The sequence below is a fragment of the Dyella sp. 2RAB6 genome, from assembly GCF_052115385.1.
In the GTDB taxonomy this organism is placed as follows: Bacteria; Pseudomonadota; Gammaproteobacteria; order Xanthomonadales; family Rhodanobacteraceae; genus Dyella_D.
On record NZ_JBFRGP010000006.1, the window covers coordinates 142,431 to 167,666 of the forward strand.

Sequence of the window (25,236 nt, forward strand, 5' to 3'; positions counted from 1 at the left end):
GTACCGCGGCTGCTCGTTAACGAGCCACGGCAGCTTTCACTTTGCGCCGCCAGGCGCACCGCCCGTTGGGAAGACGGGCAAGCAGGGGACAAGTCATGTGGCATACGGAGTCGAAGCATCGCGACGCGATGCGCCATGGGCTCGGCCGTCATTTATTCGGCCGTTGGACAGCATTCCTGCTGCTTTGCGTCATGCTGGCGATGCCAGGCATATCGCGAGCCGCCTGCACCAGCTTCACGGCACCCAATGCCACGGCCGGATCGCCGATGCCGTCGGGTACCCAGATCAGTGTGGACGTGAGCGCCTGTGACCTGGGCTTCGGCGTGACCAAGATCGCGGATCCTCAGCACGGATCCATCGTGATCAACAACGGCGTCCACTCAACGATTACCTACACGAACAATGGCGACGGCATTTCGCCGGACCATTTCTCGTTCGATGACGGCTCGGGCACCAACACCGTCGTCGTCACCGTCTATATCGCCGCGCCGACCTCGCCGATTTCCATCTCGCCGGGAACGATGCCCTCGATGACGGTAGGCGCTTCCTTCAGCGTCAACCTGAGCGCCACCGGCGGCACCGGGCCCTATACCTTCGCCGTGACCGGCGGAACCCTGCCCGCCGGTTTGACGCGCAGCGGAAACACCATCTCCGGCACGCCCACCACGCAAGGCGCTTATTCGTTCACGATCACCGCGACCGACAGCGCCAGCATTACCGGCAACCTGAGCTATTCCGGCACCGTCGACGCGCCGAACATCAACGTCACCAACTCGCCTACCACGGCGGCCCTCGCCACGCCCTACAGTTTCACGCTGACCGCGTCCGGCGGCACCGCGCCCTACACCTATGCGTTGGACGGAGGCACCACCCTCCCGCCCGGCCTGGTCCTGGCGAGCAACGGTACGATCAGCGGCACGCCGACCGGCTCCACAACCGGCGTGAAGAGCTTCACGGTGAAGGTGACCGACAGCAGCTCGCCCACGCCATTCTTCTCGGCCAACAACCTCACCATCAACGTGGTGACCCTGCCGCCCCCGATCGCCAACCCGGTCAGCGCGACAGTTGCCTACAACAGCACCAACAACCCGATCACGCTGAACCTCACCGGCGGTGCGGCGGCTTCCGTCGCCGTCGGCACCCAAGCCGCGCACGGCACGGCCACGGCAGCGGGCACCTCGATCACGTATACGCCCACGCCCGGCTACGCCGGCCCGGATAGCTTCACGTATACGGCCACCAACACCAGCGGCACGTCGGCACCCGCCACGGCAACAATCACCGTCTCCCCGCCGACCATCACCTACACGCCATCCAGCCCCGCGGCAGGCACGGTCGCCACGGCGTACAGCCAGTCGCTCGCCGGCGCCACCGGTGGCGCCACGCCGTACACCTACACGATCGCCTCCGGCGCCCTGCCGGCCGGCATCACGCTGGCGGCTAACGGCACACTGTCCGGCACGCCCACCGCGAACGGCAGCTTCAACTTCACCGTGAAGGCGACCGACAGCAGCACCGGCACCGGACCGTTCAGCGCCACCAGCGGCACGCTGACGCTGACCATCGCCGCGCCGACCGTCGTCTACACGCCAACCAATCCGTTGCCGGCGACCGTGGGCGTCGCCTACAGCCGCTCCCTGGCGAGCGCCACTGGCGGCACCGCGCCGTACACCTACACGATTGCCACCGGCAGCCTGCCGGCGGGCGTCACGCTGGCCAGCAACGGCACGCTGTCGGGTACGCCGACAGCGGGCGGTACCTTCAACTTCACCGTGAAGGCCACCGACAGCAGCGGTGGCACCGGACCGTTCAATGCCACCAGCGGTGCGCTGACGCTGACCGTGAGCGCGCCGACCATCACGATCTCGCCAACCTCGCTGCCCAACCCGACGGTAGCCACGGCCTACTCGCAGAACGTGACGGCCTCCGGCGGCACCAGCGCGTATACCTACGCGATTACCGCAGGCTCGCTGCCGCCTGGCCTGAGCCTGAGCGGCAGCGGTGCGATCACCGGCACGCCCAGCGGCGCCGGCACCTACAACCTGACCATCACCGCGACCGACAGCAGCACCGGCACGGGTCCGTATACCGGCAGCCGCGCCTACGCCATCACGGTGAACGCACCGACGCTGACGCTGACGCCTGCGTCCGGCGCCACCATCAACGGCACGGCCGGCGTGGCGGTGAGCGGCAGCTTCACCGCGGCCAACGGCATCTCGCCCTACACCTATGCGATCACCACGGGCGCGCTGCCGCCGGGCGTGACGCTGTCGTCCACGGGCACGCTGTCCGGCACGCCGACCGCGGCCGGCAACTTCAACTTCACGGTGGACGCGACCGACAGCTCCACCGGCACCAGCGCACCGTTCCATGTGTCGGGCAGCTACACGCTGGCCATCGTCGCGCCGACCATCACGCTGTCGCCGGGCACCTTGCCGTCGCCGGTGATCGGCACCGCCTATAGCCAGACGATCACCGCGTCCGAAGGCCATCCGACCACGTTCAGCTACAGCGTGACTTCCGGCATGCTGCCGGTGGGCCTGCAGCTCGACCTCAACTCCGGCGTGGTCAGCGGCACGCCGACGGCCGCGGGCATCTTCAACTTCACCGTTACCGCCACCGACAGCGGCGGCTTCACCGGCGGCCAGGCCTACGTCATGACGGTAGGCGCGGGCACGGTGGTGTTCACCTCCGCCGCGCCGGCCGGCGGCACGGCGGAAGTGGCCTATAGCCATACCTTCACCGCCAGCGGTGGCACGCCGACCTACGGCTACACGCTCAGCGTGGGCACCTTGCCGGCAGGCCTGTCGCTGTCCTCGGCCGGCGTGCTGTCCGGCACGCCGACGGTCGCCGGCACCTTCAACTTCACCGTGAAGGCGACCGACAGCAGCACCGGCACCGGCGCGCCGTTCACGGCGACCCAGCCGGTGGCGCTGGTGCTGGCCGCGCCGACGGTCATCGTGGCGCCGACCACGCTGCCGGCAAGTACCGGCGGTGTCGCTTACAACCAGACGATCACCGCGAGCGGCGGCAACGGCACCTATACCTACAGCCTCACCACCGGCGCGCTGCCGCCGGGCATCAGCCTGACCAGCGCCGGCGCGCTATCCGGTACGCCGACCACGGCCGGCAGCTACAACTTCACCGTGACCGCGACCGATGGGGTCGGCTTCACCGGAAACCGGGCCTATGCATTCACGGTGAACGCGCCGGCGATCACGCTCACCCCGGCCACGCTGCCGGCGGGCACCGGCGGTGCCCCTTACAGCCAGACGGTATCGGCCAGCGGCGGCAACGGCGGCTACACCTACAGCCTCACGGCAGGTTCGCTGCCGGCGGGTATCAGTCTGAGCAGCGCAGGCGTCGTGTCGGGTACGCCGACCACGCCGGGCTCCTACAACTTCACTATCAGGGCGACCGACGGTTTCGGTTTCACCGGCAGCCAGGCCTACAGCTACACGGTCAATGCGCCGACGATCAGCATCACGCCAGCCACGCTGCCCGCGGCCCCCGGCGGTGTCGCCTACAGCCAGACGGTCACGGCCACCGGCGGCAACGGCGGCTACACCTACAGCCTCGCGACGGGCGCGCTGCCAGCCGGCATCAGCCTGAGCAGCGCTGGCACGGTGTCCGGCACGCCGACCACGGCCGGCACCTACAATTTCACCATCAAGGCGACCGACGGCTTCGGCTTCACCGGCAGCCAGGCCTACACCCTCACGGTGAATGCGCCGACGATCGCCATCTCACCGGCCACGCTGCCGGCGGGCACGGGCAGCATCGCGTACAACCAGACCCTGACCGCCACCGGCGGCAACGGTGGCTACACCTACAGCCTGCTGTCGGGTGCGCTGCCGCCGGGTATCTCCCTGAGCAGCGCCGGTGTCATCAGCGGCACGCCGACCACCATCGGCCCCTACAGCTTCACCATCAGGGCGACCGATGGCTTCGGCTTCACCGGCAGCCAGGCCTACAGCGTCACGGTGAATGCGCCGGCCATCGTGTTCACCCGCACCACCTTGCCGGGTGGCCAGGTCTCCGTCGCCTATAGCCAGACGGTGAGCGCGAGCGGCGGCAGCGGCAGCTTCACCTACAGCCTCACCACCGGTGCGCTGCCGGCGGGTATCGCCTTGAGCAGTGCCGGCGTGATCAGCGGCACGCCGACCACGGCAGGCAACTTCAGCTTCACCATCACGGCGACCGACACCTTCGGCTTCACCGGCAGCCAGGCCTACACGGTCGGCATCAACCAGCCGGTGCCGGTGGTGGTCAACGACACCGCCAGCACGCCTGCCAACGCGCCGGTCACCATCAACGTGACTGCCAACGACACCGGCCCGATCACCAGCATCACGGTGGCGACGGCGCCCGCGCATGGCACGGCGACGGTCAACGGCCTCAATGCGCTGTACACGCCGACGAGCAATTTCTTCGGCACCGACACCTTCACCTACACGGCCACCGGTCCCGGCGGCACCTCGACGCCCGCCACCGTCACGGTCACGGTGACGCCGCTGGCCGTGCCGGTCGCGGCGGCGCAGAGCGGCACGGTGCTGGCCGGCCAGTCGGTCACCATCCATGCCACGGCTGGCGCCACGGGCTCGCCGTTCACCGGCGTGGCCATCACCACGCCGCCCGCCAAGGGCACGGCGGCGGTGAGCGGTACCGACATCGTGTACACCGCGCCGCAGGACGCCTCGGGCGCGGTGGGTATCGACTACACGCTGTCCAACCCGTTCGGCACTTCGACGCCGGCGCACATCACCGTCACTGTGAATCCGATCCCGCTGCCGGCGGCGCTGACCGCCAACGTGGTGGCCGGCCGCAAGGTGCAGGTGGATCTCACCACTGCGGCGCACGGCGGTCCGTTCACCGGCGCCACGCTGATCGCGGTATCGCCGGCGGGTGCGGGCAATGCGCACATCCACAACAGCGGCACCTCCGGTTACACGCTGGAATTCACCGCGGCCAACACCTACAGCGGCCAGGCGCAGGTCAGCTACACGCTGAGCAATGCCTACGCCACCTCGGCCACGGCGACGGTGACCATCACCGTGACCGGCCGCAGCGATCCGTCGAAGGACGCCGAAGTGCTCGGCATCCTGCAGGCGCAGGCCGATTCAGCACGGCGCCTGGCGGTGGGCCAGATCGACAACTTCCAGCGCCGCCTGGAAAGCCTGCACACCGGCGCCGGTGGCGGCGGCTTCAGCAACGGCATCAGCTTCAGCTCGGCCAGCGCACGGCAGAACCGCGATCCGATGGCAGGCCTGCGTGGGCGCGACGACGACTGGGGCCGCCGCTTCCTGGTGCAGCCGGACGAGCCGACGCCGGGCCAGGGCCAGAACCAGCGCTCCGGTTCGGCAGGCCAGCCGGGTACGTGGTCGGTGTGGACCGGCGGTGCGGTGAACTTCGGCAAGACCTTGCCGGGCAGCAGCACCGACGGCATCGACTTCACCACCTCCGGCGTCAGCCTGGGTGCGGATCGGGCCTTCGGCGACAAGTTCGCGGCGGGTGCGGGCATCGGCTACGGCCATGACTCCTCCGACATCGGCAAGCACGACAGCCGCAGCACGGTCGACGCCTACAGCGCGGCGGCGTACGGCAGCTATCGCCCGGTGCCGCTGGTGTATGTCGACGCGCTGATCGGCTACCAGAAGATGTCGTTCGACTCGCGCCGCTATGTCACCGACAACGGCAACACGGTGACCGGCAGCCGCGACGGCAAGCAGCTGTTCGCCTCGCTCTCGGTGGGCTACGAGCACCGCACCGAGGACGGCATGCTGATCTCGCCCTACGGCCGCTTCGACTTCGCCCGCGCCACGCTGGACAGCTACACCGAGCACGGCGACGACGTGTACGCGCTGCACTACGAGCGCCAGACCGTGAAGACCAGCACCGGCGTGCTGGGCCTGCGCGCGCAGTGGGTGGTCAAGCGCGACTACGGCGTGTGGATGCCGCAGCTGCGGGCGGAGTTCCGCCACGACTTCCAGGGCGCGAGCGTGGCGGCGATGCGCTACGCGGATCTGCTGGGCGGCCCGCTGTACCAGGCGGTGCTGGGCAACACCTCGCGCAACCACACCTTGGTCGGCGCCGGCGTGATGCTGCAGACGCTGAAGGGCTTGTCGGTACGCCTGGAGTACCAGAACCTGCTGGACAACAGCACGCGCGACAACCAGTCGATCCAGTTGGGGATCGAGAAGAAGTTCGATCCGTAATACGGAAGGCCGCGAGCGCGTCGCGCTCGCGGCCTCTGCGGCAAAACTTCCAAGAGCCGTCATTCCGGCGCAGGCCGGAATCCAGCAGCGATAATGCACGACTGTCGCGAAGGCGCCGGCTAGGCTCTTGGCGAAAATCAGGCGATATCGTTACTGGATTCCGGCCTGCGCCGGAATGACGGCCACGGGGGCGATCGCGCGTACCCCCTCGCCATGCCGCACCGCGGCGAATCGATAGCATCCCTATCGTTTGAACAAGCCAGCGCTGTACCGATCGCACGGGATCGCTGCCGCACACTACGGGCATGCCGATCCCGCCGCCGATCCTCCATGCGTAGCAAGCTGTTCGTGCCCGGAGGGCGGCCGGAGCTGTTCGCCAAAGCCTTGGCCGGCGAGGCGGACGCGCTATCGTTCGACCTCGAGGATTCGGTCACGCCCGAGCTCAAGGGCGCCGCGCGCACCGCGGTGGCGTCGTTCCTCGCCACCGAAGCGGTGCGGCAATCGCCCAAGCTGATGATCGTGCGCACCAATGCGCCGTCCACGCCGTACTTTGCCGACGACGTGGAAGCGGTGGTCGGCGACGGCGTCACCCTGATCAACCTGCCCAAGATCGAATCCGCCGAGGAGGTACGTGCGGCGGTGGACATCATCGCGCGGGTGGAAGCGGCGCGCGGTTGGCAGCGCCGCACGCGGCTGCTGGTGAATATCGAGACGCCGCGTGCGCTGGCCCGCGCCGCATCCATTGCCGGCGCGCATCCGCGCGTGGCGGGGTTGCAGCTGGGCCTGGCAGACATGTTCGAGCCGTATGGCATCGAGCGGCATGACCTGGGCAATGTGCATTCCGTGTTGTTCACCCTGCGCATGGCCGCGGCACAAGCGGATGTATTCGCGCTGGATGGCGCCTATGCCGACATCGCCAACAGCGACGGTTACTGCGCCGAAGCCGCACTGGCGCGGCGGCTGGGCTATCTGGGCAAGAGCTGCATCCATCCGCGCCAGGTGGCGCTGGCCAATGAAGTGTTCGCCGTCTCCGAGGCGGAGATCGCCAGCGCGCGCCGCATCGTCGAGGCCGCGCGCGAGCCGGCCAACCAGGGTCGCGGCGCCTTCATGGTCGATGGCAAGATGGTCGACCTGCCGTTCCTGAAACGGGCGCAGGCCTTGCTCGCCGCGGCACACAAGTCGTGACGGCGGCAGGCCCGTCGAGGGAATCCGCTCCGCGAACGTATCGAGAGGCCCGGCGCCACGTGTTCCGCTTGTGCATGTTCTTCCTGGCCTGGCTGGTGCTGGCGCCGCCATTGCATGCCGAAAGCCTCACGCCCTTGCGTGTGGCCGGGCTGCCCGCGCTGACGACTGCGCAACCGCTGCTTGGCATGGCGGTGATCGACGGGCGGACCGTGGCGGTTGCATCGGGGCAGGCGTGGCGCCTCGACGATGCGCGCAAGCAGTGGACTGCGCTGGCCTGGCCGGCAGCGACACCGAATGAGGTGTCGCTGATCCAGGATGGCACTCGCGCCTATCTGCTGTGGTCGGACCAGGGGCGCACCAATCTGGCGGAATTGCATCTGCGCAGCGATCGCCTGGAGGCAACCGGCTGGCCCGCGTTGCCCGCATCCGCGACGAACCCGCACGGCGCCGTTTCCGCCGACGCATTGTTCGTCGCCGGTATCGGCACTGACGGCAAGCCACGCGTATGGCGGGCAAATCCCGCCGATCCGCATGCGGGATGGAGCGATGTCCCCGCCTGGCCCGGCAACGCGCCCGCGCTGTCGCTGGTCGCGCAAGGTTCGAATCTATTCGTCGCCGTGCCACACGAAGGCAAGCAGCAACTGCTGCGCTGGTCGGCCACGAAAGGCTGGACCGAAGCCACCCTCGTCCCCGGCACACTGCTGCCGGCGGCCCCACGCGCGCTGGGCCAGGCGCATCTGCTCTACCTGGTCGATACGCCGCAAGGCGTGCGGCCGATGACCTTCCACAGCATCACCGGCTCCTGGGCCACGCTGCCGGGCGCGACGCCGGCGGCCGACGTCGTGATGGCCGCGTCGCCGGACGGTTTCACCTGGGCGCAGCGCGATGGCGGCGGCTACGCGGTACGGGCCGCGCAACTGCAGTCCGGCAAGCTGCTGCTGAAGTGGCTGGACTGGATCGTGATCCTGGTCTATCTCGCCGCGATGTTCGGCATCGGCCTGTACTTCTACCTGCGCGAGAAGCGCAACAGCACGGCGAACTTCTTCGTCGGCGGCCGCAGCATTCCGTTCTGGGCCGCCGGCGTCAGCCTGTATGCGGCCAACACCAGCTCGATCAGCTTTATCGCCATCCCCGCCAAGTCCTTCGAAAGCAACTGGACCTACCTCACCAACAACCTGATCGCCGTGCTCGGCCTGGCCTTCGTGGCGGTGTGGATCGTGCCGCTGCTGCGGCGGCTGGACCTGATGTCGGTGTTCGCGTACCTGGAAACGCGCTTCCATCCGGCCATCCGCATGCTGGCCAGCGCGCTGTGCATCGTCACCCAGATCGGCAGCCGCATGAGCGTGATCCTGTTCCTGCCGGCGCTGGCCATCGCCACCATCACCGGCATCAGCGTGACCTTGAGCGTGGTGATGATGGGCGTGTTCACCATCGTCTACACCGCGATGGGCGGCATGAAGGCGGTGATCTGGACCGATTTCGTGCAGGTGCTGGTGAAGATGGGCGGCGCGCTGTTCGTGATCGGTTTCATCGTGTGGCATCTGCATGGGGGCTTGAGCCAGTTCATGTCCACCGCCGCCGCCAACCACAAGATGCACCTGCTCGACTTCAGCTTCGACCTGACCAAGGCCACGGTATGGGGCTTCGTGTTCCTGGTGTTGTTCGACGTGGTGTTGACCTTCCCCAAGGACCAGGTGCTGATGCAGCGCACCTTGTCGACCGGGTCGGACAAGGAGGCAGGGCGTTCGATCTGGATGTTTGCCGCGATCATGATTCCCGGCGGCTTCGTGTTCTACCTGATCGGCACGGCGCTGTTCGTGTTCTACAAGGACAACCCGGACCGGCTCAATCCACTGCTGCCGATCGACGCCACGTTCCCGCTGTTTATCGCGGCGGAACTGCCGATGGGTGTGACCGGCCTGATCATCGCCGGCATCTTCGCTGCGGCGATGGCGACTCTGTCGGGCATCATGAACAGCGTGGCGACGCTGATCTCGGTCGACTTCTACGAGAAGCTGGTGAAGCAGCCGTCGCCGAAGAAAAGCGTGCTGATGGCGGAGATCATGACGGTGGCGGTGGGCTTGGTCGGCATTGCCACGGCGTTGTTGCTGTCGCGTTTCGATATCCACTCGTTGTTCGATGTGTCGATCGAGCTGGCGGGGCTGCTGGGTGGTGGTTTTGCGGGCGCTTATACATTGGGGATGTTTACGCGGCGGGCGAATTCGCCGGGCGTGGCGATCGGCATTGCTTCCAGCATCGTGCTGACCTTGATCGCCTGGTCGTTCCACCTGGTGCATCCGTACTTCTATCTCGCCATTTCGATCCTGCTGTGCATCGTGATCGGTTACTTGGCGAGCCTGCTGTTTCCAGCGCCGACGCGGTCGCTGGAAGGCTTGACGATCTACTCCCGCAAACCGAACCGTCCGCCGTAGGTTGGGGTGAGCGCAGCGAACCCCAACAATGCGGGGCGCCCGGCAATGTCGGGGTTCGCTGCGCTCACCCCAACCTACGACCCTTGACGGATGCCGAGGCGCTCTCCCATCGTCCCATTGGGGGCAAGACCGATGAGGGCGGCAAGTGGAAACGCAATTCCTGAATACCTTTGTCACCGTCGTCGACCAGGGGTCGATGGCGGCAGCGGCACGCGTGCTCAACGTGACGCCAGCAGCCGTGGCACAGCAGATCCGCACGCTGGAACGCGAACTCGGCGCCAGCCTGATCGCGCGCGTCGGCCGCACCGTCAGCGTCACCGAACAAGGCTCACGCATCCTCGAACGCGCACGCGAACTGCTGCGCAGCGTGTCCGACCTGCGCAGCGTGGCCAACGACAGCGCGGTGTCCGGCGAGCTGCGCCTGGGCGCCTGTCCCACCGCGCTGGCCGGCATGCTGCCGGACGTCCTGGCGCGAATGGTGGATGCCTTTCCGCAGATCAACGTCTTCATCAAGCCCGGCTATTCGGTCGACCTCTATCGCGCGGTGGAAGCCGGCGACCTGGATGCGGCCGTGGTGCTGCAGGCGCCATTCCCGCTGCCCAAGACCTGCGAATGGCTGCTGCTGCGCGAGGAACCGCTGATCGTGCTGGCGCCCAAAAGCATGGCCGGGCGCGATCCGCACGAACTGCTCGCCACCCAGCCGCTGATCCGCTACGACCGCAACCAATGGGGCGGGCGGCAGGCGGACGACTATCTGCGCGCGAACGACATCGTGCCGCGCGAACGCTTCGAACTGAACGCGCTCAATGCGATCGCCGTGATGGTCGACCGCGGCCTGGGCGTGTCATTGGTGCCGGACTGGGCGCAGCCATGGCCGGAAGGTCTGCAGCTGGTGCGCATTCCGCTGCCTAATCCCGCGGTGCCGCGGCGCATCGGCATCGTGTGGTCGCGCTCCAGCGTGCGCGTGCGCCTGGTCACCGTGTTGCTGCAGGAAAGCAGAAAGGCCATGCAAGTAAAGGCGCACTGATAAGAGCAGCGCTGACCCAGGCACATCGCCTGCTGCAATGCCGCATGGCAGAGCTTCCTTCGTAAGCAACAAAAACTAGCCTCTGAACATAGTCCGCGACGGTTCTACGCCGACAGCGAAGCGCATAGGCTCGCTCGCAATCCAACGTGGTTGCAGTACAGCCGCAGCAAAGCGGTTCGCATAAGAAGACATGGGCCGTCGGGACACCTGGGGGAGGGTGTCGCCAGTTCGAAGACGCAGCACCGTCCCCGGCGCGCCACGCGCGCCGACCCGCCGCAAGGCGGTACCAAGACGAGACAACAGATGATCAAGCCACTCACCGCCGCCATCAGCGGCATCCTGCTGGCCTACGCCGTCGGCGCGCCGGCGCAGGATGCGCCCGCCAGCGGCGCCGCGCAGACCGATGCCACGACCAGGAAGGACGACAAGGCCAAGGAAGCCGTCAACCTGCAGCAGGTGATCGTCACCGGCACGCGCAGCCCCAAGGCGATCGACGAGATCCCGGGCGCGATCACGGTGATTTCGAAGGAAGAAATCCAGCACACCTTGCTGGTGACGGAGGATGCGACCGCGGTGCTGGCGCGCTCGGTGCCGGGTTATGCCGAGTCGTCGCAGGCCATGAGCAACACCGGCGAGACCTTGCGCGGGCGCATTCCGCTGCGCCTGTTCGATGGTGTGCCGCAGGGTTCGCCGCTGCGCGAAGGCACGCGCAACGGCACCTTCACCGATATGGGCATCATCGGCCGCGTCGAGGTAATCAACGGACCGTCGGCCTCTGAAGGCATCGGCGCGGCCGGCGGCATCATCAACTACATTTCCAAGACGCCGACCAGGGATGGCGACGAAGTCACCCTGACCACGCGCTACCAGACCCAGGCCCATAGCGACAGCGCGGGCTGGAAAGTCGGCGCCACCTATTCGCACAAGCAGCAGGAGTTCGACGCGCTGCTGGCGGCTTCGTACATCGACCGCGGCATCAGCTACGACGGCAATGGCCGCCGCATCGGCTTGAATACCAGCGGTTCGCTGGCCGATTCCGAAACCAGGAACTTGTACGCCAAGGTCGGCTTCAACTTCGGCGCCGACAACGAGCAGCGCCTGCAGGCCAGCGTCAGCCGCTTCCGGATCGAGGGCAAGGGCGAGTACGTCCAGGTGCTCGGCTGCCGCGGCCCCACCGACGTCCCGCCATGCGCGGTACCGCGCACCAACACGTCGGAGAAGGGCCATATCTTCGGCGCCAAGGATGCATTCAACGACTTCAAGCAGTACCAGCTGCAATACACCAACGACAAGTTCTTCGGCGGCTATCTGGACATCAACGCCTACAAGGCCGACCAGTCCATGCGCTACCTGCCGGAAAACACCGAAGACAAGCAGGATCCGCTGATCGCCCCGCTCGGCACGCTGTACGACCAGTCGGAAATCGTGGTGCACAAGAAAGGACTGCGCACCTCGTGGACGCGGCCGGATATCTTCAACATCACCGGCCTGGAGCTGCACACCGGCATCGACTTCGGCAAGGACCAGGCGCTGCAACGCCTGGCCCTCAGCAACCGCCTGTGGGTGCCGCCGATGCACTACAAGAGCGTGGCGCCGTACGCCCAGCTCTCGTGGGATATCGGCCCGGTCACGCTCAGCGGTGGCTACCGCCGCGAGGACGACAAGCTGACCGTCAACAGCTACACGACTACGTATTACCGCAACCGCGTATTCGTGCAGGGCGGCGGGCTGAAGTACAAGGAAGGGCTGAAGAACCTTGGCGCGATCTGGCGCGTCGACGAGCAGTGGTCCACCTTCCTGTCCTACAGCGAAGGCTTCACCTTGCCGAACATCGGCATCCCGCTGCGCAATATCAATACGCCGGGGCAGTCGGTGGACAAGATCCGCGATCTCAATGCGATCGTGTTCAAGAACTACGAGGGCGGCTTCAACTGGCACGGCGAGCATGGCGCGTTCGGCGCCACGCACTACGTGTCCAAGTCGCCGTTCGGTTCTTCGCTGGCGGTGGACCCGCATACCGCCGACTTCATCCTCAGCCGCGCGCCGGTGCGCATCGAAGGCACCGAGCTGACCGGCGAGTGGCGCTTCGACAAGGACTTCAAGATCACCGGCCTGTACTCGCGCATCCGCGGCAAGACCGCGTTCTGGTCGGCCGATCCGGCCGGGCGCTACGGCTCCGGCGGCTTGAACAAACCGCTGGGTGTGCTGGATATCAATCCGGATAAGTTCGCCGCGGCGGCGACCTGGAGGTTCCTGCCGAACGCCGATGCCACGCTGGGCTTCACCACGCTGTTGAGCCGCCACGTCTCCGGCGATGACACGCGCGCCTACGACGGCGCCAAGTTCAGCTACTCCGAACAGACCAAGGGCTACACCTTGTTCGACCTGGGCGTGAACTACGACCTCGGCAAGCACGGCAAGCTGTCGCTGGGCGTGGAGAACCTGTTCAACCGGCAGTACATCCTCAGCTGGTCGCAGCTGGCGGGCTACCAGAACTACTGGGCGGGCCGCGGCCGCATGACCTCGCTGACCTACACCGTCACGCTGTGACGAAGTGGTTGGCGCATGGGCGAGGAGCCGTCCTGGTGGCGGCTTTCGCCTTTAGCGCGTGGCCGGCGGGGGCGGCGCAGATGCCGCTGCCTACCGCCACGGCGAAGCAGGAGGGGTTTTCTGCGGAGCGGATGGAACGTCTGCAGGCCTATCTGCGCGAGGCCACGGGTAGCGACGGCTATGTCGGCGCGGTGGCCTTGGTTGCACGCCATGGCCACGTCGTCGACTGGCAGGCTTATGGCTATCGCGATCTGGCCCGGCGCGAACCGCTGCGCCGCGATGACATCTTCCGCATCTACTCGATGACCAAGACGGTCACCACGGTGGCCGTGTTGATGCTGATGGAAGAAGGCAAGCTGGCGCTGGACGATCCGCTGTCGCGCTACTTGCCGGGCTTCGAGCATCCGCAGGTGCTGACGGATGGCGCTGCCGGGCGCCCGACGATCAAGCCGGTCACCCTGCATGCGCTGCTTACGCACACGGCGGGCTATCCGGCGGGATTGAAGGGTGACGAGCCGGCGGTGAAGCGCATGGAGCGGATTGATCCGCATGGCGCAAAGGACTTGCGCGGCTTTGCCGAACGCATGAGCCGCGTGCCGCTGGCGGCCGATCCCGAGACGCGCTTCGGTTATGACGGCGCTTCGCTGGAACTGGCGGCGCGCGTGGTCGAAGTGGTGTCCGGGGAAAGCTTTGAGCGCTTCCTGCAGGAGCGCATCTTCCAACCGCTGGATATGCACGACACGGGTTTCGCGGTGCCTGAAGCGAAGCGTGCGCGGGTGGTGGATATCACCACCATGGCCAGCAACGGCAAGTTGCGCATCGCCGATGGCGCCAGCGCAACGCACCCCGGCGCGCCGCTCAACGCCTACACCAGCGGTGCGGGCGGCTTGTATTCGACCGCGGCCGACTACGCGCGTTTCGCGCAGATGCTGCTCGACGGCGGCACGCTGGACGGCCACACCGTACTCGGCCGCAAGACAGTGGCGCTGATGCTGCGCAACCAGCTGACCATGCTCGATCCGCCGGTGAACCAGTTCAACGCGGGCGAGGGCTTCGGCTTCGGTGGTTACGTGGTGCTGGACCCTGCCAAGCGCGGCCAGCCCGGTTCGCCGGGGCAGTTCGGCTGGTCCGGCGCGGCGTCGACCTATTACATGATCGATCCGCGAGAAGACCTGCTCGCCATCCTGCTGCTGCAACACCTGCCGCGCGAAGACGGCGGCAAGGATCTGCCGCGCCTGAGCCGCAGCTTCTACGCGCGGGTCTACCAGGCGCTGCGGCCATGAGGCACGGCGTGCTGGTGGCCGGCTCGGCCAATCTCGATTTCGTGGTGTGCGCGGGACATGTACCGGCACCAGGCGAAACCGTGCTTGGCCATGGCTTCGCCACCTTTCCCGGCGGCAAGGGCGCCAACCAGGCGGTGGCCTGCGCGCGCGCCGGCGGTGCACCGACCCGCATGTTGCTGGCGCTGGGCGACGACCCGCATGCGGCACCGATCGAAGCTTCGCTGCGTGCGGCCGGCGTCGGCCTGGACATCCTGCGTGTGCGCGGCACGGCGACCGGCGTCGCCTTCGTCTGCCTCGCCGACGATGGCGAGAACGCGATCACCGTGGCGCCGGGCGCCAATGCCACGCTGCGCCCCGAGCACCTGCCGCCGCTGGCCGGCGTCAGCCATTTGTTGTTGCAACTGGAAACGCCAATGCCCACGGTCGAAGCCTGGGCCCGCAGCGCCGCCCGCGCCGGGGTCCAGGTGGCGCTCAACGCCGCGCCAGCCCAGGCTTTGCCGCGCAGCCTGCTCGGCGACTGCCAGTTGCTGATCGTCAACGAAGGCGAGCTTGCCGCGATCACCGGCAGGCAAGGCATCGGGGCCGGTCTCGACGCGCTGGATGCCGCCGCCGTGGTGGTCACCCTCGGTGCGCGCGGCTGCTGCGCGCGGGTCGGTGGCCAATATCTGCTGCAGCCGGGTTTCGCGGTGGACGCCATCGACACTACCGGCGCCGGCGATACCTTCTGCGGCACCCTGGTCGCCGGCCTCAGCCTCGGCCTGCCTTATCCCGCCGCCCTGCGCCGCGCCTGCGCCGCATCTGCGCTAGCCTGCACCCGGCTGGGTGCACAGGCCGGCGTACCGCGGCAGGACGAAGTACGGCGCCTGCTCGCGGCGCGTCCCGGCGACGCTGTCGATGCGCTCGCCGCGTACGTCGGCATCGCCTGATTCCTTTCATTAACGATCACGCTTCCCATGAGCCATACCGACCAACCGCACGACGTGGATTCCGACGACGCCAACCCGCCGCCGGTGAAGACCGAATACAAGTTCTCCCACGTCACCACCGGCCGCTATCTGCCCACGCCGGGCAAGGCGCCGGGCTGGCCGTTCGCCGAGATCGGCCATTGGAAGATGGAGGTGGACGGCACCGCCGCCGACTGGATCGCCGAGCTGAAGGACTGGCGCCGCGAACACCTCACGCGCATCGGCTACGACGACGCCAACTACCGCCGCCCCGAGCTGCAATGGGCGCAGCGCAATTTCGTGCACGCGCAGATGATGGTGGAGGATCGCTACTTCTACGATCCGGACACCGGCCGCTACACCGTCGACCGTTACCTGGACGATCTCGAACAGCGCTACGGCGGCCTGGACAGCGTGCTGCTCTGGTACGTCTACCCGAACATCGGCATCGACGACCGCAACCAGTTCGATCTCGCCCGCGACCTGCCCGGCGGCCTGGATGGCCTACGCAGTGCGGTCGAGGATTTTCACCGCCGCGGCGTGCGGGTGTTTCTGCCCACCATGCCGTGGGATAACGGCACGCGTCCGCAAGGCCAGCACGATTGGGATGCGGCGGCGGCGCTGGTGAAGGTGGTCGGCGCCGACGGCCTCAACGGTGATACCTACAATGGCGTGCCGCGCGCCTTCTTCGACGCCTGCGCCGCCGCCGGCCGCCCGGTGGTGCTGCAGCCGGAATCCACCATCAGCGCCGAGGAGCAGCTGATCTGGAACGTGCAGAGCTGGGGCAAGAAGGCACCGAACGAGGCGGTGCCGCCGGTAGCCAAGTTCAAGTGGCTGGAACCGCGCCACATGATCAATTACGAGAACCGCTGGGGACGCGAGCGCAACCACGACCTGCAGTACATCTTCTTCAACGGCGTCGGCTATAACGCGTGGGAGAACGTGTGGGGCATCTGGAACCAGCTCACGCCGCGCGATGCAGAATCGCTGCGCCGGATCGCGGCGATCGAGCGGCAGTTCGCGCCGGCGATGGTGAGCATGGCCTGGCGGCCGTACGAGCACACGTTGCAGCATGGCGTATTCGCTTCGCGCTTTCCGCTGGACCACTACACCGTGTGGAACCTGGTCAATCGCCACGAGTACGACATCGACGGCGAGCAGCTCGCCGTGCCGCATCGCGAAGGCACGCGCTACTTCGATGCGTGGCATGGGGTGGCGCTGGAGCCGCGCATCGAGAACGATCGTGCGGTGCTGTCGTTTGCGATGGAAGCGCGCGGGTTTGGCGCCGTACTGGCGCTGGCAGCCGGTGCGTCGGTCGAAGGACTGGATAGCTTCCTCGCGCGCATGCACCAACTCGCGGCGACAACGCTTAGTGCTTATTCCGCAACGTGGAAGCCGTTGCCGCAGCAGTTGCGCGCGATCGCCCCCACGACACCGGCGGCGTCGGCGCCGGACGGCATGCTGGCGATCCCCGGCGGTACATTCGACTTCGCCGTCGGCGGCATCGAGATCGAAGGCCAGACCTGGGCCGGCAACGACGTGCAATACCCGTGGGAGAGCACGCCGCGCCGCGGCCACCGCCGCCGCATGCAGCTCAAGCCCTACTTTATCGACCGCACGCCGGTTACCAATGCGCAGTTCCATGCCTTCCTGCAGGCCAGCGGTTGGCATCCTGCCGACCCGCATCATTTCCTCCACCATTGGATCGACGGTGCGCCGCCGTTCGGTTGGGACCACAAGCCGGTGACCTGGGTGTCGATCGAGGATGCGCGCGCCTACGCCGCATGGGCCGGCAAGCGCCTGCCGCACGAGTGGGAATGGCAGTACGCGGCGCAAGCCGCGGACGGGCGTTTGTATCCCTGGGGCAATACCTGGGACGAGGGCAAGGTGCCTGCCATCAACCGCGGCCGCACGCTGCGCGCGCCGGACGACGTGGACGCGCATGCCGACGGTGCCAGCCCGTTCGGCCTGCTCGACCTGGTCGGCAACGTATGGCAGTGGACCGACGAGTATCTGGACGAACACACCCGCGCCGCCGTGCTGCGCGGCGGCAGCAGCTACCAGCCGGGCACTTCGCACTGGTATTTCCCGCAGGCGTACCGGCTGGACCAGCACGGCAAGTACCTGTTGATGGCCCCGAGCAAGGACCGCTCCGGCAGCATCGGTTTCCGCTGCGTGGTGGACGCCTCGTGAGCATCGCCGTGCATCTGGACGGCTTGCTGGGCGAAGCGCTGGCCGCGAACGCGCGCGGGCGGCTGTCGCACTTCATCATCGACGAACACAGCCCCGCCATCGCGTTGTTCGCGCCGGAGCGGCGCGAGCAGAACAGCGAAGGCGACTGGTATGGCGAGCACGCCGGCAAATGGCTGTATGCCACCGCCAAGGCCGCGGCGCGCACCGGCGATGCCGAGCTGACCGCGCGGTTACATCGCGTTGCCGATTTCCTGGTGTCGGTGCAGGAGCCGGATGGCTACCTCGGCACTTATGCGCCGGAGCGCCGATTCATGCGTCCGCAACCGCCCAAACCGCCGAGCTGGAACGGCGAGCCGAGCGTGCGCACCTGGGATATCTGGACGCATGCCTACCTGATCCTCGGGCTGGTGGAGGCGCATCGGCATGTCGGCGAAGCGCGCTGGCTCGATGCCGCACGGCGCATCGGCGACCTGTGCTGGCGCACGCTGACCGAGGGCGGCATCGATATCACCGAGCTGGGCAATCACTTCGGCCTGTCGGCCACCGTGTTGCTGGACCCGGCGATGGAGTTGCACTTCGCCACCGGAGAAGTGCGCTACCTGGAATTGGCCAGGCACGTGCTGGCGCAAGCCAACGCCCAGCGCGACCTGGCGCTGCTGCCGCGCATCGAAGCGGGCGCAGACGCCGCGGAAATCGCCACCGGCAAGGCTTATCAGCTGGCCTGGAACCTGGTCGGCCTGGCCAAGCTGTACAAGGCGACCGGCGAGGCGGCGTATCGCGATGCGCTGCAGCGCATGTGGGAAAGCATCCGCACGCACCACCTCACGCTGGGCGGCGGCCCCTGGGGTGGCGTGGCGCACCGTTCGCGCGAAGTGTTCAACGCGCCGGGTTCGTTCAGCCCCCATGGCTATGTCGAGACCTGCTCCAGCCTCGCCTGGATCCAGCTCAACCGCGAACTGCTGCTGATCGAAAGCGAGCCGAAATACGCCGAGGAGATCGAGCGCACCGCCTATAACGACCTGCTCGGCGCGCAGGCACCGAATGGCGAGGACTGGTGCTACTACGTCTTCCCCAATGGCCGGCGCGTGCACACCACCTACTGGCGCTGCTGCAAATCCAGCGGCGCGATGGCGCTGGAGGAACTGCCTGGCGTGGCGTATCTGCGCGAGGCGCGTGGTGTGGCGGTGAATCTCTATGGCCCCGGCAGCGCCAGCTTCGAGTGGCCTGGCGCGGGCCAGATCACACTGGAACAGCACACCGCCTATCCCTTCCAGGGCGGCGTGATCCTGCGCCTGCGCATGCAGGCACCGGCGCGCTTCCAGCTGAAGCTGCGCGTACCCTCATGGGCCGAGGGCGCCCGGGTGCGCGTCGGCGGCGAAAGCATCGTCGCGGCACCTGGGCGCTACGCCGCCATCGAACGCGAATGGCATGACGGCGACGAAGTGGTGCTGGACTTCCCCATGACTGCGCGCGTCCACCGCGCCGTCAACCGCAACGTGCAGGAGTCGCGGGCGCCCGACGGCGAGACCGTGCGCCAGCAGGTACTGTATTTCGAATACCTCGGTCTCACGCGCGGCCCGCTGGTCTACGCCACGGGGCTGATCGACGGCTTCAAGACGGAAGAAACGCTGCGCCTGCCCTCCAGCGATGCCACCGACTGGCTCACCGTATTGCCGCCGCAGGAAGGCGATGCCGCACCGCTGCTGGAACTGCGCCCGTTGCAGCGCGCACCGCTGCGCTTCGAACCGTATTACCGCGCCGGCGGCCGTGCCGATGGCGTATGGCGGCTGACCTGGATGTCACTGGCGCCGGAGCCCGCGCGGTGAAGCAAGCGATCGTGCTGACAGAACATATCGGGCGCGCCTGTTTCGATGCGCGGCCCAGGCGCAAAGTAAGGACGACACGACATCGGGAATCACGCGGACACGCGGCGTATGGAAAGCACCAGCACTGATCCGGCCAGCGCGCCGCGCGGTCCCTTGCACGGCATCCGCGTACTCGACCTGAGCGCCTATATCGCCGGCCCCTATGGCTGCACCCTGCTCGCCGACCAGGGCGCGGACGTGCTGAAGATCGAACCGCCCGGCGGCGACAACCTGCGCCAATACCCCTCCACCCTGCCCAGCGAGAGCCGCGCCTTCCTCGGCGTGAACCGCAGCAAGCGCGGCATGGTGCTGGACCTGAAAGACCCCGCCGACCACGCCGTGCTGCTGCGCCTGGTGCGCGACGCCGACGTGCTGGTGCACAACTTCCGACCCAACGTGCCCAAGCGGCTGGGCATCGACTTCGACCAGCTCTGCGCCATCAACCAGCGCCTGATCTATTGCGCCATCACCGGCTACGGCGAATCCGGCCCGATGCGCGACAAGGCCGGCTATGACCAGGTGCTGCAGACCATGACCGGCATGTGCGCGCTGCAAGGCAAGCGCGGCGGCCCGCCGGAAATCATCTACGGCTCGGTGGTGGACTACTACGCCGCCGCCCTGCTCGCCGCCGGCGTGTCTTCCGCGCTGTACGAGCGCGAACGCAGCGGCCTGGGCCAGTTCGTCGGCGTGTCGCTGCTGCGCGCGGCGCTAACCATGCAATCGGCACGGCTGATCTGGGCCAAGGGTGAATCGCTGGATATCGGCCGCGACATGCGCTCCGGCGGCGTCACCGGCATCCATCCCACCGCCGACGGCCATATCTACATCTCCGCCAACACCCCGCGCTTCTGGCGTGCGCTATGCGAGAAGACCGGCCTGCACGCGCTGGCCGGCAATCCCCGCTACGACACCGTGCGCAAACGCGCCGAACACGCCGCCGAAATCCTGCCGCCACTGCACGAAGCACTCGCCACCCGCCCCGCGCTGGCCTGGGAAACGCTGTTCGGCGACGAGGTCCCCAGCGCCGCCGCGCGGCGCATCGAGGACATGTTCGAGCATCCGCAGGTGCTGGCCGAGGGCATCGTCGGCACCATCGATCACCCCGTGGTAGGCCGGTATCACGGCGTCGCGCAGTCGATCAAATTCGGCCGCACGCCCGGCCCCGAGCCGTTCGCGGCGCCGATGCTGGGGCAGCATACGGACGAGGTGATGCGGAACTTGTAAGCGGCATGTCGAAAGGCGCCGGCTTCGTTCGTCGATCAGGCAGACCACCCCCGATCCTCCAAGGAGACCTGCCATGCTTATCGTCGTTGCCGTCCTCGTCATCGCCCTGGTCATCGTCCTGGCCATCGCCGCCGGGCGCCCGGACCGGTTCCGCATCGAACGCACCGCCACCATCGGGGCACCGCCCGAAAGCATCTTTCCCCTGATCGAAGATTTCCATCGCTGGCGCACCTGGTCGCCGTATGAGGAACGCGATCCGGCGATGCAGCGCGACTACAGCGGCGCGCCGCACGGTCGAGGCGCCATCTATGCCTGGGACGGCAACAAGCAGATCGGCAGCGGCCGCATGGAAATCATCGAAGCCACGCCCGCGTCGCGCGTCGCGATCAAGCTGGATTTCTTCCGGCCCTTCAAGGCAAACAACGTGGCGGAGTTCGTGCTCGAACCGACCACGGCAGGCACCCGCGTGACCTGGACCATGTCCGGCGCCAGCCCCTTCATGTCGAAGCTGATGGGGCTGGTATTCAATTTCGACCGGATGGTGGGCAAGGATTTTGAGGTGGGGTTGGAGAAGCTGAGGGCGGTGACGGAAGGGTAAGAGCGCTTGCGTCCGGCCTTCGGCGGAGGCGCTATCGCAAGCCCCGCCCCCTCTCCCCAGCCCTCGCCAAGAGCCAAGCGGCGCAGCCGCTGCGTTCCGCTTGTGCGCTTTCGCCGTTGCTCTTGATCTACCGGGTCCCCTTGGCGCCGGCGGTGAGGGCTGGACGAAAAGGCCCCCGCAGGGGGGCGGGGACAGGACGTCCCCGCCTTTTTGATCAGGGCATGGATGCCCTGTCAAAAAGCCCGGCCAGCCCTCACGAACCCGTAGGTGGCGTAGCCACCGGAGGGCGCCAAGCAGGGTGCCCTTCTCTTTGCTTACGTTCTCTTGGGCAAGCAAGAGAAAGTAAGTCGCCCCGCGGCAGCGGGGCGAAACACTCGCCGAAGGCGAGCCAACCTGGCGTCAGCACGACAATCAAGCGCCACCACTACTGGATGATTCGCTTCGCTCACCCCTTCGGGGCCGCCCTGCGGGCGTTCTTCGCGCTACGCGCTCGTCCGGCCTGCGCCGGGATGACGAAAAGCCCTCATTTGTCACGATCCATGTGGCAACCGCAAACGAAGAAACATTACCCCCAACATTCAATTTCGTAATTGTGCGCAGCCCGCCGCCATCCCAGCATGCGAACCACCGCAGCCCGGCATGGCTGGTACCCAGCCGTCGATAGGGGAAATCGGCCGGACCTGCGCAAAGCCGAAGGACGCAAGTCCACGGACACAAAAATCTGTTGGGGAGTCGAAAGACCATGATCGAAAGATTGCATGGCGGGGCACTGCGCCGCCCGTCCAAGGCACCCGCGCGCCTCGTCATGGCCGCCGCCATCGGGCTGGCCTTGCTTTACGCTGCCAGCGCCTCCGCGCAGCAGACCGAACCCGTGCAGGACAACGGCGCCCCAGCCAAGACCGGCGCACCGGCCAAACCCAAGGCCAAGCCGAAGAAAGACGAGAAATCCGTGCAGGAGCTTGCCGGCGTCACCGTCACCGGCGTGCGCGCCAGCCTGCAATCCGCCCAGCAGTTGAAGCAGAACGCCGACCAGATCGTCGACTCCGTCACCGCCGTGGACATCGGCGCACTGCCCGACCGCAGTGTCACCGAAACCCTGCAGCGCATCAGCGGCGTCACCATCGATCACTTCATGGCGCGCAACGACCCGGACCACTTCTCCGCCGAAGGCAGCGGCGTGATGATCCGCGGCCTGACCCAGGTGCGCGGCGAACTGAACGGGCGCGACGTATTCAGCGCCAACTCCGGCCGCGGCCTCAGCTTCGAGGACGTGCCGGCCGAGCTGATGGCCGGCGTGGACGTATACAAGAACCCGTCCGCCGAAATCATCGAAGGCGGCATCGGCGGCACGGTGAACCTGCGCACGCGCCTGCCGTTCGACTCGCCGGGGCGGGTGATCGGTTTCACCGGCGGCATCAACGAAGGCGATTTCGCCAAGAAGAGCAAGCCGTCCGCTTCGTTCCTCTACAGCAATGTGTGGAAGACCGAGAATCATGGCGAGTTCGGTGCATTGTTCGACGTGGCTTTCTCCGAGCTGGCCACGCGCTCGGACGGCATCCAGATGGAGCCTTACGTCAAGCGCAACGACGATGCCGTGCTCAAGGGCACCAACTTCGCCAATGTCTATGTGCCCGGTGGTGCCGACTGGCGCACGCTGGATTTCCAGCGCCGCCGCATCGGCCTGGCGGGCGCGCTGCAGTGGCGCCCGACCAAGGACCTGGAGCTGACCAGCCAGGTGTTGCGCTCGGACTACCGCATGCAGTGGGACGAGTTCGGCGGCATCTTCAATGACAGCAGCAACAACGTGCATCCGGCCGACGGCGGCACCTTCAACTACGACAGCAATGGCGTGTTCCAGAGCGGCACGCTGGCGTCCGATTCGTGGCGCGGAAACCTGAATACCAATGGCGTGCGCTTCATGGCCGACCGCCGCTATGCGACTCAGCGCACCATCACCACCGACTGGTCGAACAGCCTCAAGTACAACATCAACGACCAGATGGTGCTGTACGCCGATGCGCAGTTCGTCAAGTCGACCAGCCAGTCGCTGGACTTCACCGTGTTCGACGCCGCCTACCTGCCGGGCGTCACCTTGAACGTGCCCACCGGATCCAAGCCGACCATCACCTCCAACCCCGCCGCCTACGGCAGCAATCCGGCGAATTACTTCTGGAGCGCGGCGATGGATCACCACGAGCGGAACAAGGGGCTGGAGCGCGCCCTGCGGCTGGATCTCGAATACAACTTCGAGGACAACAAATGGCTGCGCTACGTGAAATTCGGCGTGCGTGCCACCAGCCGCAGCGAGCTGAACAAGAACAACGGCTACAACTGGGGCGTGGTTTCGGACAACTGGGCCACCATCAACAGCCCGAGCGGGCTGGCGGACCTGGCCACCTATCTGCCGGGCATGTCCTCGCTGTACACGTATTCGAACTTCTTCCGCGGCAACGCGAGCATGCCGCCGCAGCTGTACTTCCCCAGCGACAAACTGGTCCGCGACTATCACTACGCCTACCAGCAGCTGCATTCGGTGGGCTCGCCCACGGGCTGGGCGCCGCGCGATATCTATCGCAAGCAGGACGTCAACGATCAGAGCGAGCAGACCAAGTCCGCCTACGGCGTGCTGTACTTCGGCAGCGACGATGCGCTTGGCGTGCCGGTGGACGGCAACGTGGGCATCCGCCTGGTGCGCACCGACGTGACAGCTAGCGGCTACGGCCAGTATCCGGACCTCACCACCAGCGGCGTCGACCCCAGCCTGAAGGCCATCTACAACGGCGCGTATTTCCCGCTGAACTCCAGTGGGCACTACAAGAACGCGCTGCCCAGCTTGAACCTGCGCTTCAAGTTCACCGACAGCCTGCAATGGCGACTGGCCGCCTCCAGGGCGATGACCCGTCCGGACTTCACCCAGTTGCAGCCGTATGTGCAGATGGGCGCCACGCTCACCTCGGACAACACCGCGGTGACCAAGTGGACCGGCACGGCCGGCAATCCGGACCTCAAGCCGATGCGCGCCAACCAGTACGACACCGCGCTGGAATGGTATTTCGCACCCGCCGGCCAGCTGTACACCACCTTGTTCTACAAGGACGTGCGTGACTACATCTCCAACCAGACGCGCACCGAGACCTACAGCGGCCAGCCGTTCGAGGTGACCCGCCCGTACAACATGAGCAAGGGCAAGATCCGTGGCGCCGAACTCGGCTACCAGCAGTTCTTCGACTTCCTGCCCGGCTGGCTGAAGGGCTTTGGCGTGCAGGCCAACTTCACCTATGTCGACAGCAAGGGCGGCACCAACAGCGCCACCGATCCGTACTCCAACACCACCGTCACCGGCGTGGCCCTGCCACTGGAAGGCCTGTCCAAGCGCAGCTACAACCTGGTGGGCATGTACGAATACGGCGACTGGTCGATGCGCCTGGCCTGGAACTGGCGCTCGCGCTATCTGCTGACCGCCAGCGACGTGGCCACCAAACTGCCGACCTGGTCGGACGATTACGGCCAGCTCGATGGCTCGATCATGTACCGCCTCAACAAGAACGTGCAGGTGGGCCTGCAGACCAACAACCTCACCAATGCCACCACCAAGGTCCTGATGGGACCGACCAGCTATGCCGACGGCACGATCGACCACCGCCTGTATAACCGTGGCTGGTTCGTCAACGACCGGCGCTATGAGCTGGTGGTGCGCGCGACGTTCTGATGGCGGGGCTG

General features: G+C 66.8%; 12 protein-coding genes. All 12 read left to right on the forward strand.

Features of this window, described 5'->3' with window-relative positions; all coding sequences use genetic code 11:
• Positions 1 to 266 precede the first annotated feature (266 nt).
• The 12 genes from AB4083_RS11810 to AB4083_RS11865 all read left to right on the forward strand — a co-directional run bounded on the left by AB4083_RS11810 (position 267) and on the right by AB4083_RS11865 (position 25,225).
• The gene (locus AB4083_RS11810; protein ID WP_441608004.1) at positions 267 to 6,215 is read left to right on the forward strand and encodes a putative Ig domain-containing protein; all 5,949 of its coding nucleotides are present in this window, start codon (positions 267 to 269) and stop codon (positions 6,213 to 6,215) included.
• Positions 6,216 to 6,545: 330 nt separating this feature from the next.
• Positions 6,546 to 7,400 (forward strand): HpcH/HpaI aldolase/citrate lyase family protein, encoded by an 855-nt coding sequence (locus tag AB4083_RS11815; RefSeq protein ID WP_441608005.1) that lies wholly within the window; start codon positions 6,546 to 6,548, stop codon positions 7,398 to 7,400.
• A 59-nt stretch (positions 7,401 to 7,459) separates the two neighbouring features.
• Positions 7,460 to 9,832, forward strand: a complete 2,373-nt coding sequence (locus AB4083_RS11820; RefSeq protein ID WP_441608006.1) for a sodium:solute symporter family transporter — start codon at positions 7,460 to 7,462, stop codon at positions 9,830 to 9,832.
• A 145-nt stretch (positions 9,833 to 9,977) separates the two neighbouring features.
• Positions 9,978 to 10,859, forward strand: coding sequence for a LysR substrate-binding domain-containing protein (locus AB4083_RS11825; RefSeq protein WP_441608007.1), 882 nt, complete (start codon positions 9,978 to 9,980; stop codon positions 10,857 to 10,859).
• A gap of 303 nt (positions 10,860 to 11,162) precedes the next feature.
• On the forward strand, positions 11,163 to 13,409 hold the full coding sequence (locus tag AB4083_RS11830) for a TonB-dependent receptor (protein ID WP_441608008.1): 2,247 nt from the start codon (positions 11,163 to 11,165) through the stop codon (positions 13,407 to 13,409).
• Positions 13,410 to 13,540: 131 nt separating this feature from the next.
• Positions 13,541 to 14,692, forward strand: coding sequence for a serine hydrolase domain-containing protein (locus AB4083_RS11835; RefSeq protein WP_441608009.1), 1,152 nt, complete (start codon positions 13,541 to 13,543; stop codon positions 14,690 to 14,692).
• Positions 14,689 to 15,618 (forward strand): ribokinase, encoded by a 930-nt coding sequence (locus AB4083_RS11840; protein WP_441608010.1) that lies wholly within the window; start codon positions 14,689 to 14,691, stop codon positions 15,616 to 15,618. The genes AB4083_RS11835 and AB4083_RS11840 overlap by 4 nt, the downstream gene beginning before the upstream one ends.
• 27 nt (positions 15,619 to 15,645) lie before the next feature.
• A complete protein-coding gene (locus AB4083_RS11845) occupies positions 15,646 to 17,829 on the forward strand; it encodes a formylglycine-generating enzyme family protein (RefSeq protein WP_441608011.1) in 2,184 nt (727 codons plus the stop codon).
• The gene (locus tag AB4083_RS11850; RefSeq protein WP_441608012.1) at positions 17,826 to 19,655 is read left to right on the forward strand and encodes a glycoside hydrolase family 127 protein; all 1,830 of its coding nucleotides are present in this window, start codon (positions 17,826 to 17,828) and stop codon (positions 19,653 to 19,655) included. Before AB4083_RS11845 ends, AB4083_RS11850 begins: the two co-directional genes overlap by 4 nt.
• A 108-nt stretch (positions 19,656 to 19,763) precedes the next feature.
• On the forward strand, positions 19,764 to 20,918 hold the full coding sequence (locus AB4083_RS11855; protein WP_441608013.1) for a CaiB/BaiF CoA transferase family protein: 1,155 nt from the start codon (positions 19,764 to 19,766) through the stop codon (positions 20,916 to 20,918).
• A gap of 73 nt (positions 20,919 to 20,991) precedes the next feature.
• Positions 20,992 to 21,516 carry an SRPBCC family protein gene (locus AB4083_RS11860; RefSeq protein ID WP_441608014.1) on the forward strand — a complete coding sequence of 175 codons (525 nt, stop codon included), beginning with the start codon at positions 20,992 to 20,994 and terminating at the stop codon, positions 21,514 to 21,516.
• 742 nt (positions 21,517 to 22,258) lie between these two features.
• The gene (locus AB4083_RS11865) at positions 22,259 to 25,225 is read left to right on the forward strand and encodes a TonB-dependent receptor (protein ID WP_441608015.1); all 2,967 of its coding nucleotides are present in this window, start codon (positions 22,259 to 22,261) and stop codon (positions 25,223 to 25,225) included.
• Positions 25,226 to 25,236: the final 11 nt, after the last annotated feature.

Bases quoted from the DNA above. Each gene is read 5' to 3' on its own strand.
- AB4083_RS11860 (WP_441608014.1), top strand. From the start codon at position 20,992: ATGCTTATCGTCGTTGCCGTCCTCGTCATCGCCCTGGTCATCGTCCTG.
- AB4083_RS11810 (WP_441608004.1), top strand. From the start codon at position 267: ATGCCGTCGGGTACCCAGATCAGTGTGGACGTGAGCGCCTGTGACCTG.
- AB4083_RS11865 (WP_441608015.1), top strand. From the start codon at position 22,259: ATGATCGAAAGATTGCATGGCGGGGCACTGCGCCGCCCGTCCAAGGCA.
- AB4083_RS11815 (WP_441608005.1), top strand. From the start codon at position 6,546: ATGCGTAGCAAGCTGTTCGTGCCCGGAGGGCGGCCGGAGCTGTTCGCC.
- AB4083_RS11835 (WP_441608009.1), top strand. From the start codon at position 13,541: ATGGAACGTCTGCAGGCCTATCTGCGCGAGGCCACGGGTAGCGACGGC.
- AB4083_RS11855 (WP_441608013.1), top strand. From the start codon at position 19,764: ATGGAAAGCACCAGCACTGATCCGGCCAGCGCGCCGCGCGGTCCCTTG.
- AB4083_RS11840 (WP_441608010.1), top strand. From the start codon at position 14,689: ATGAGGCACGGCGTGCTGGTGGCCGGCTCGGCCAATCTCGATTTCGTG.
- AB4083_RS11830 (WP_441608008.1), top strand. From the start codon at position 11,163: ATGATCAAGCCACTCACCGCCGCCATCAGCGGCATCCTGCTGGCCTAC.
- AB4083_RS11845 (WP_441608011.1), top strand. From the start codon at position 15,646: ATGAGCCATACCGACCAACCGCACGACGTGGATTCCGACGACGCCAAC.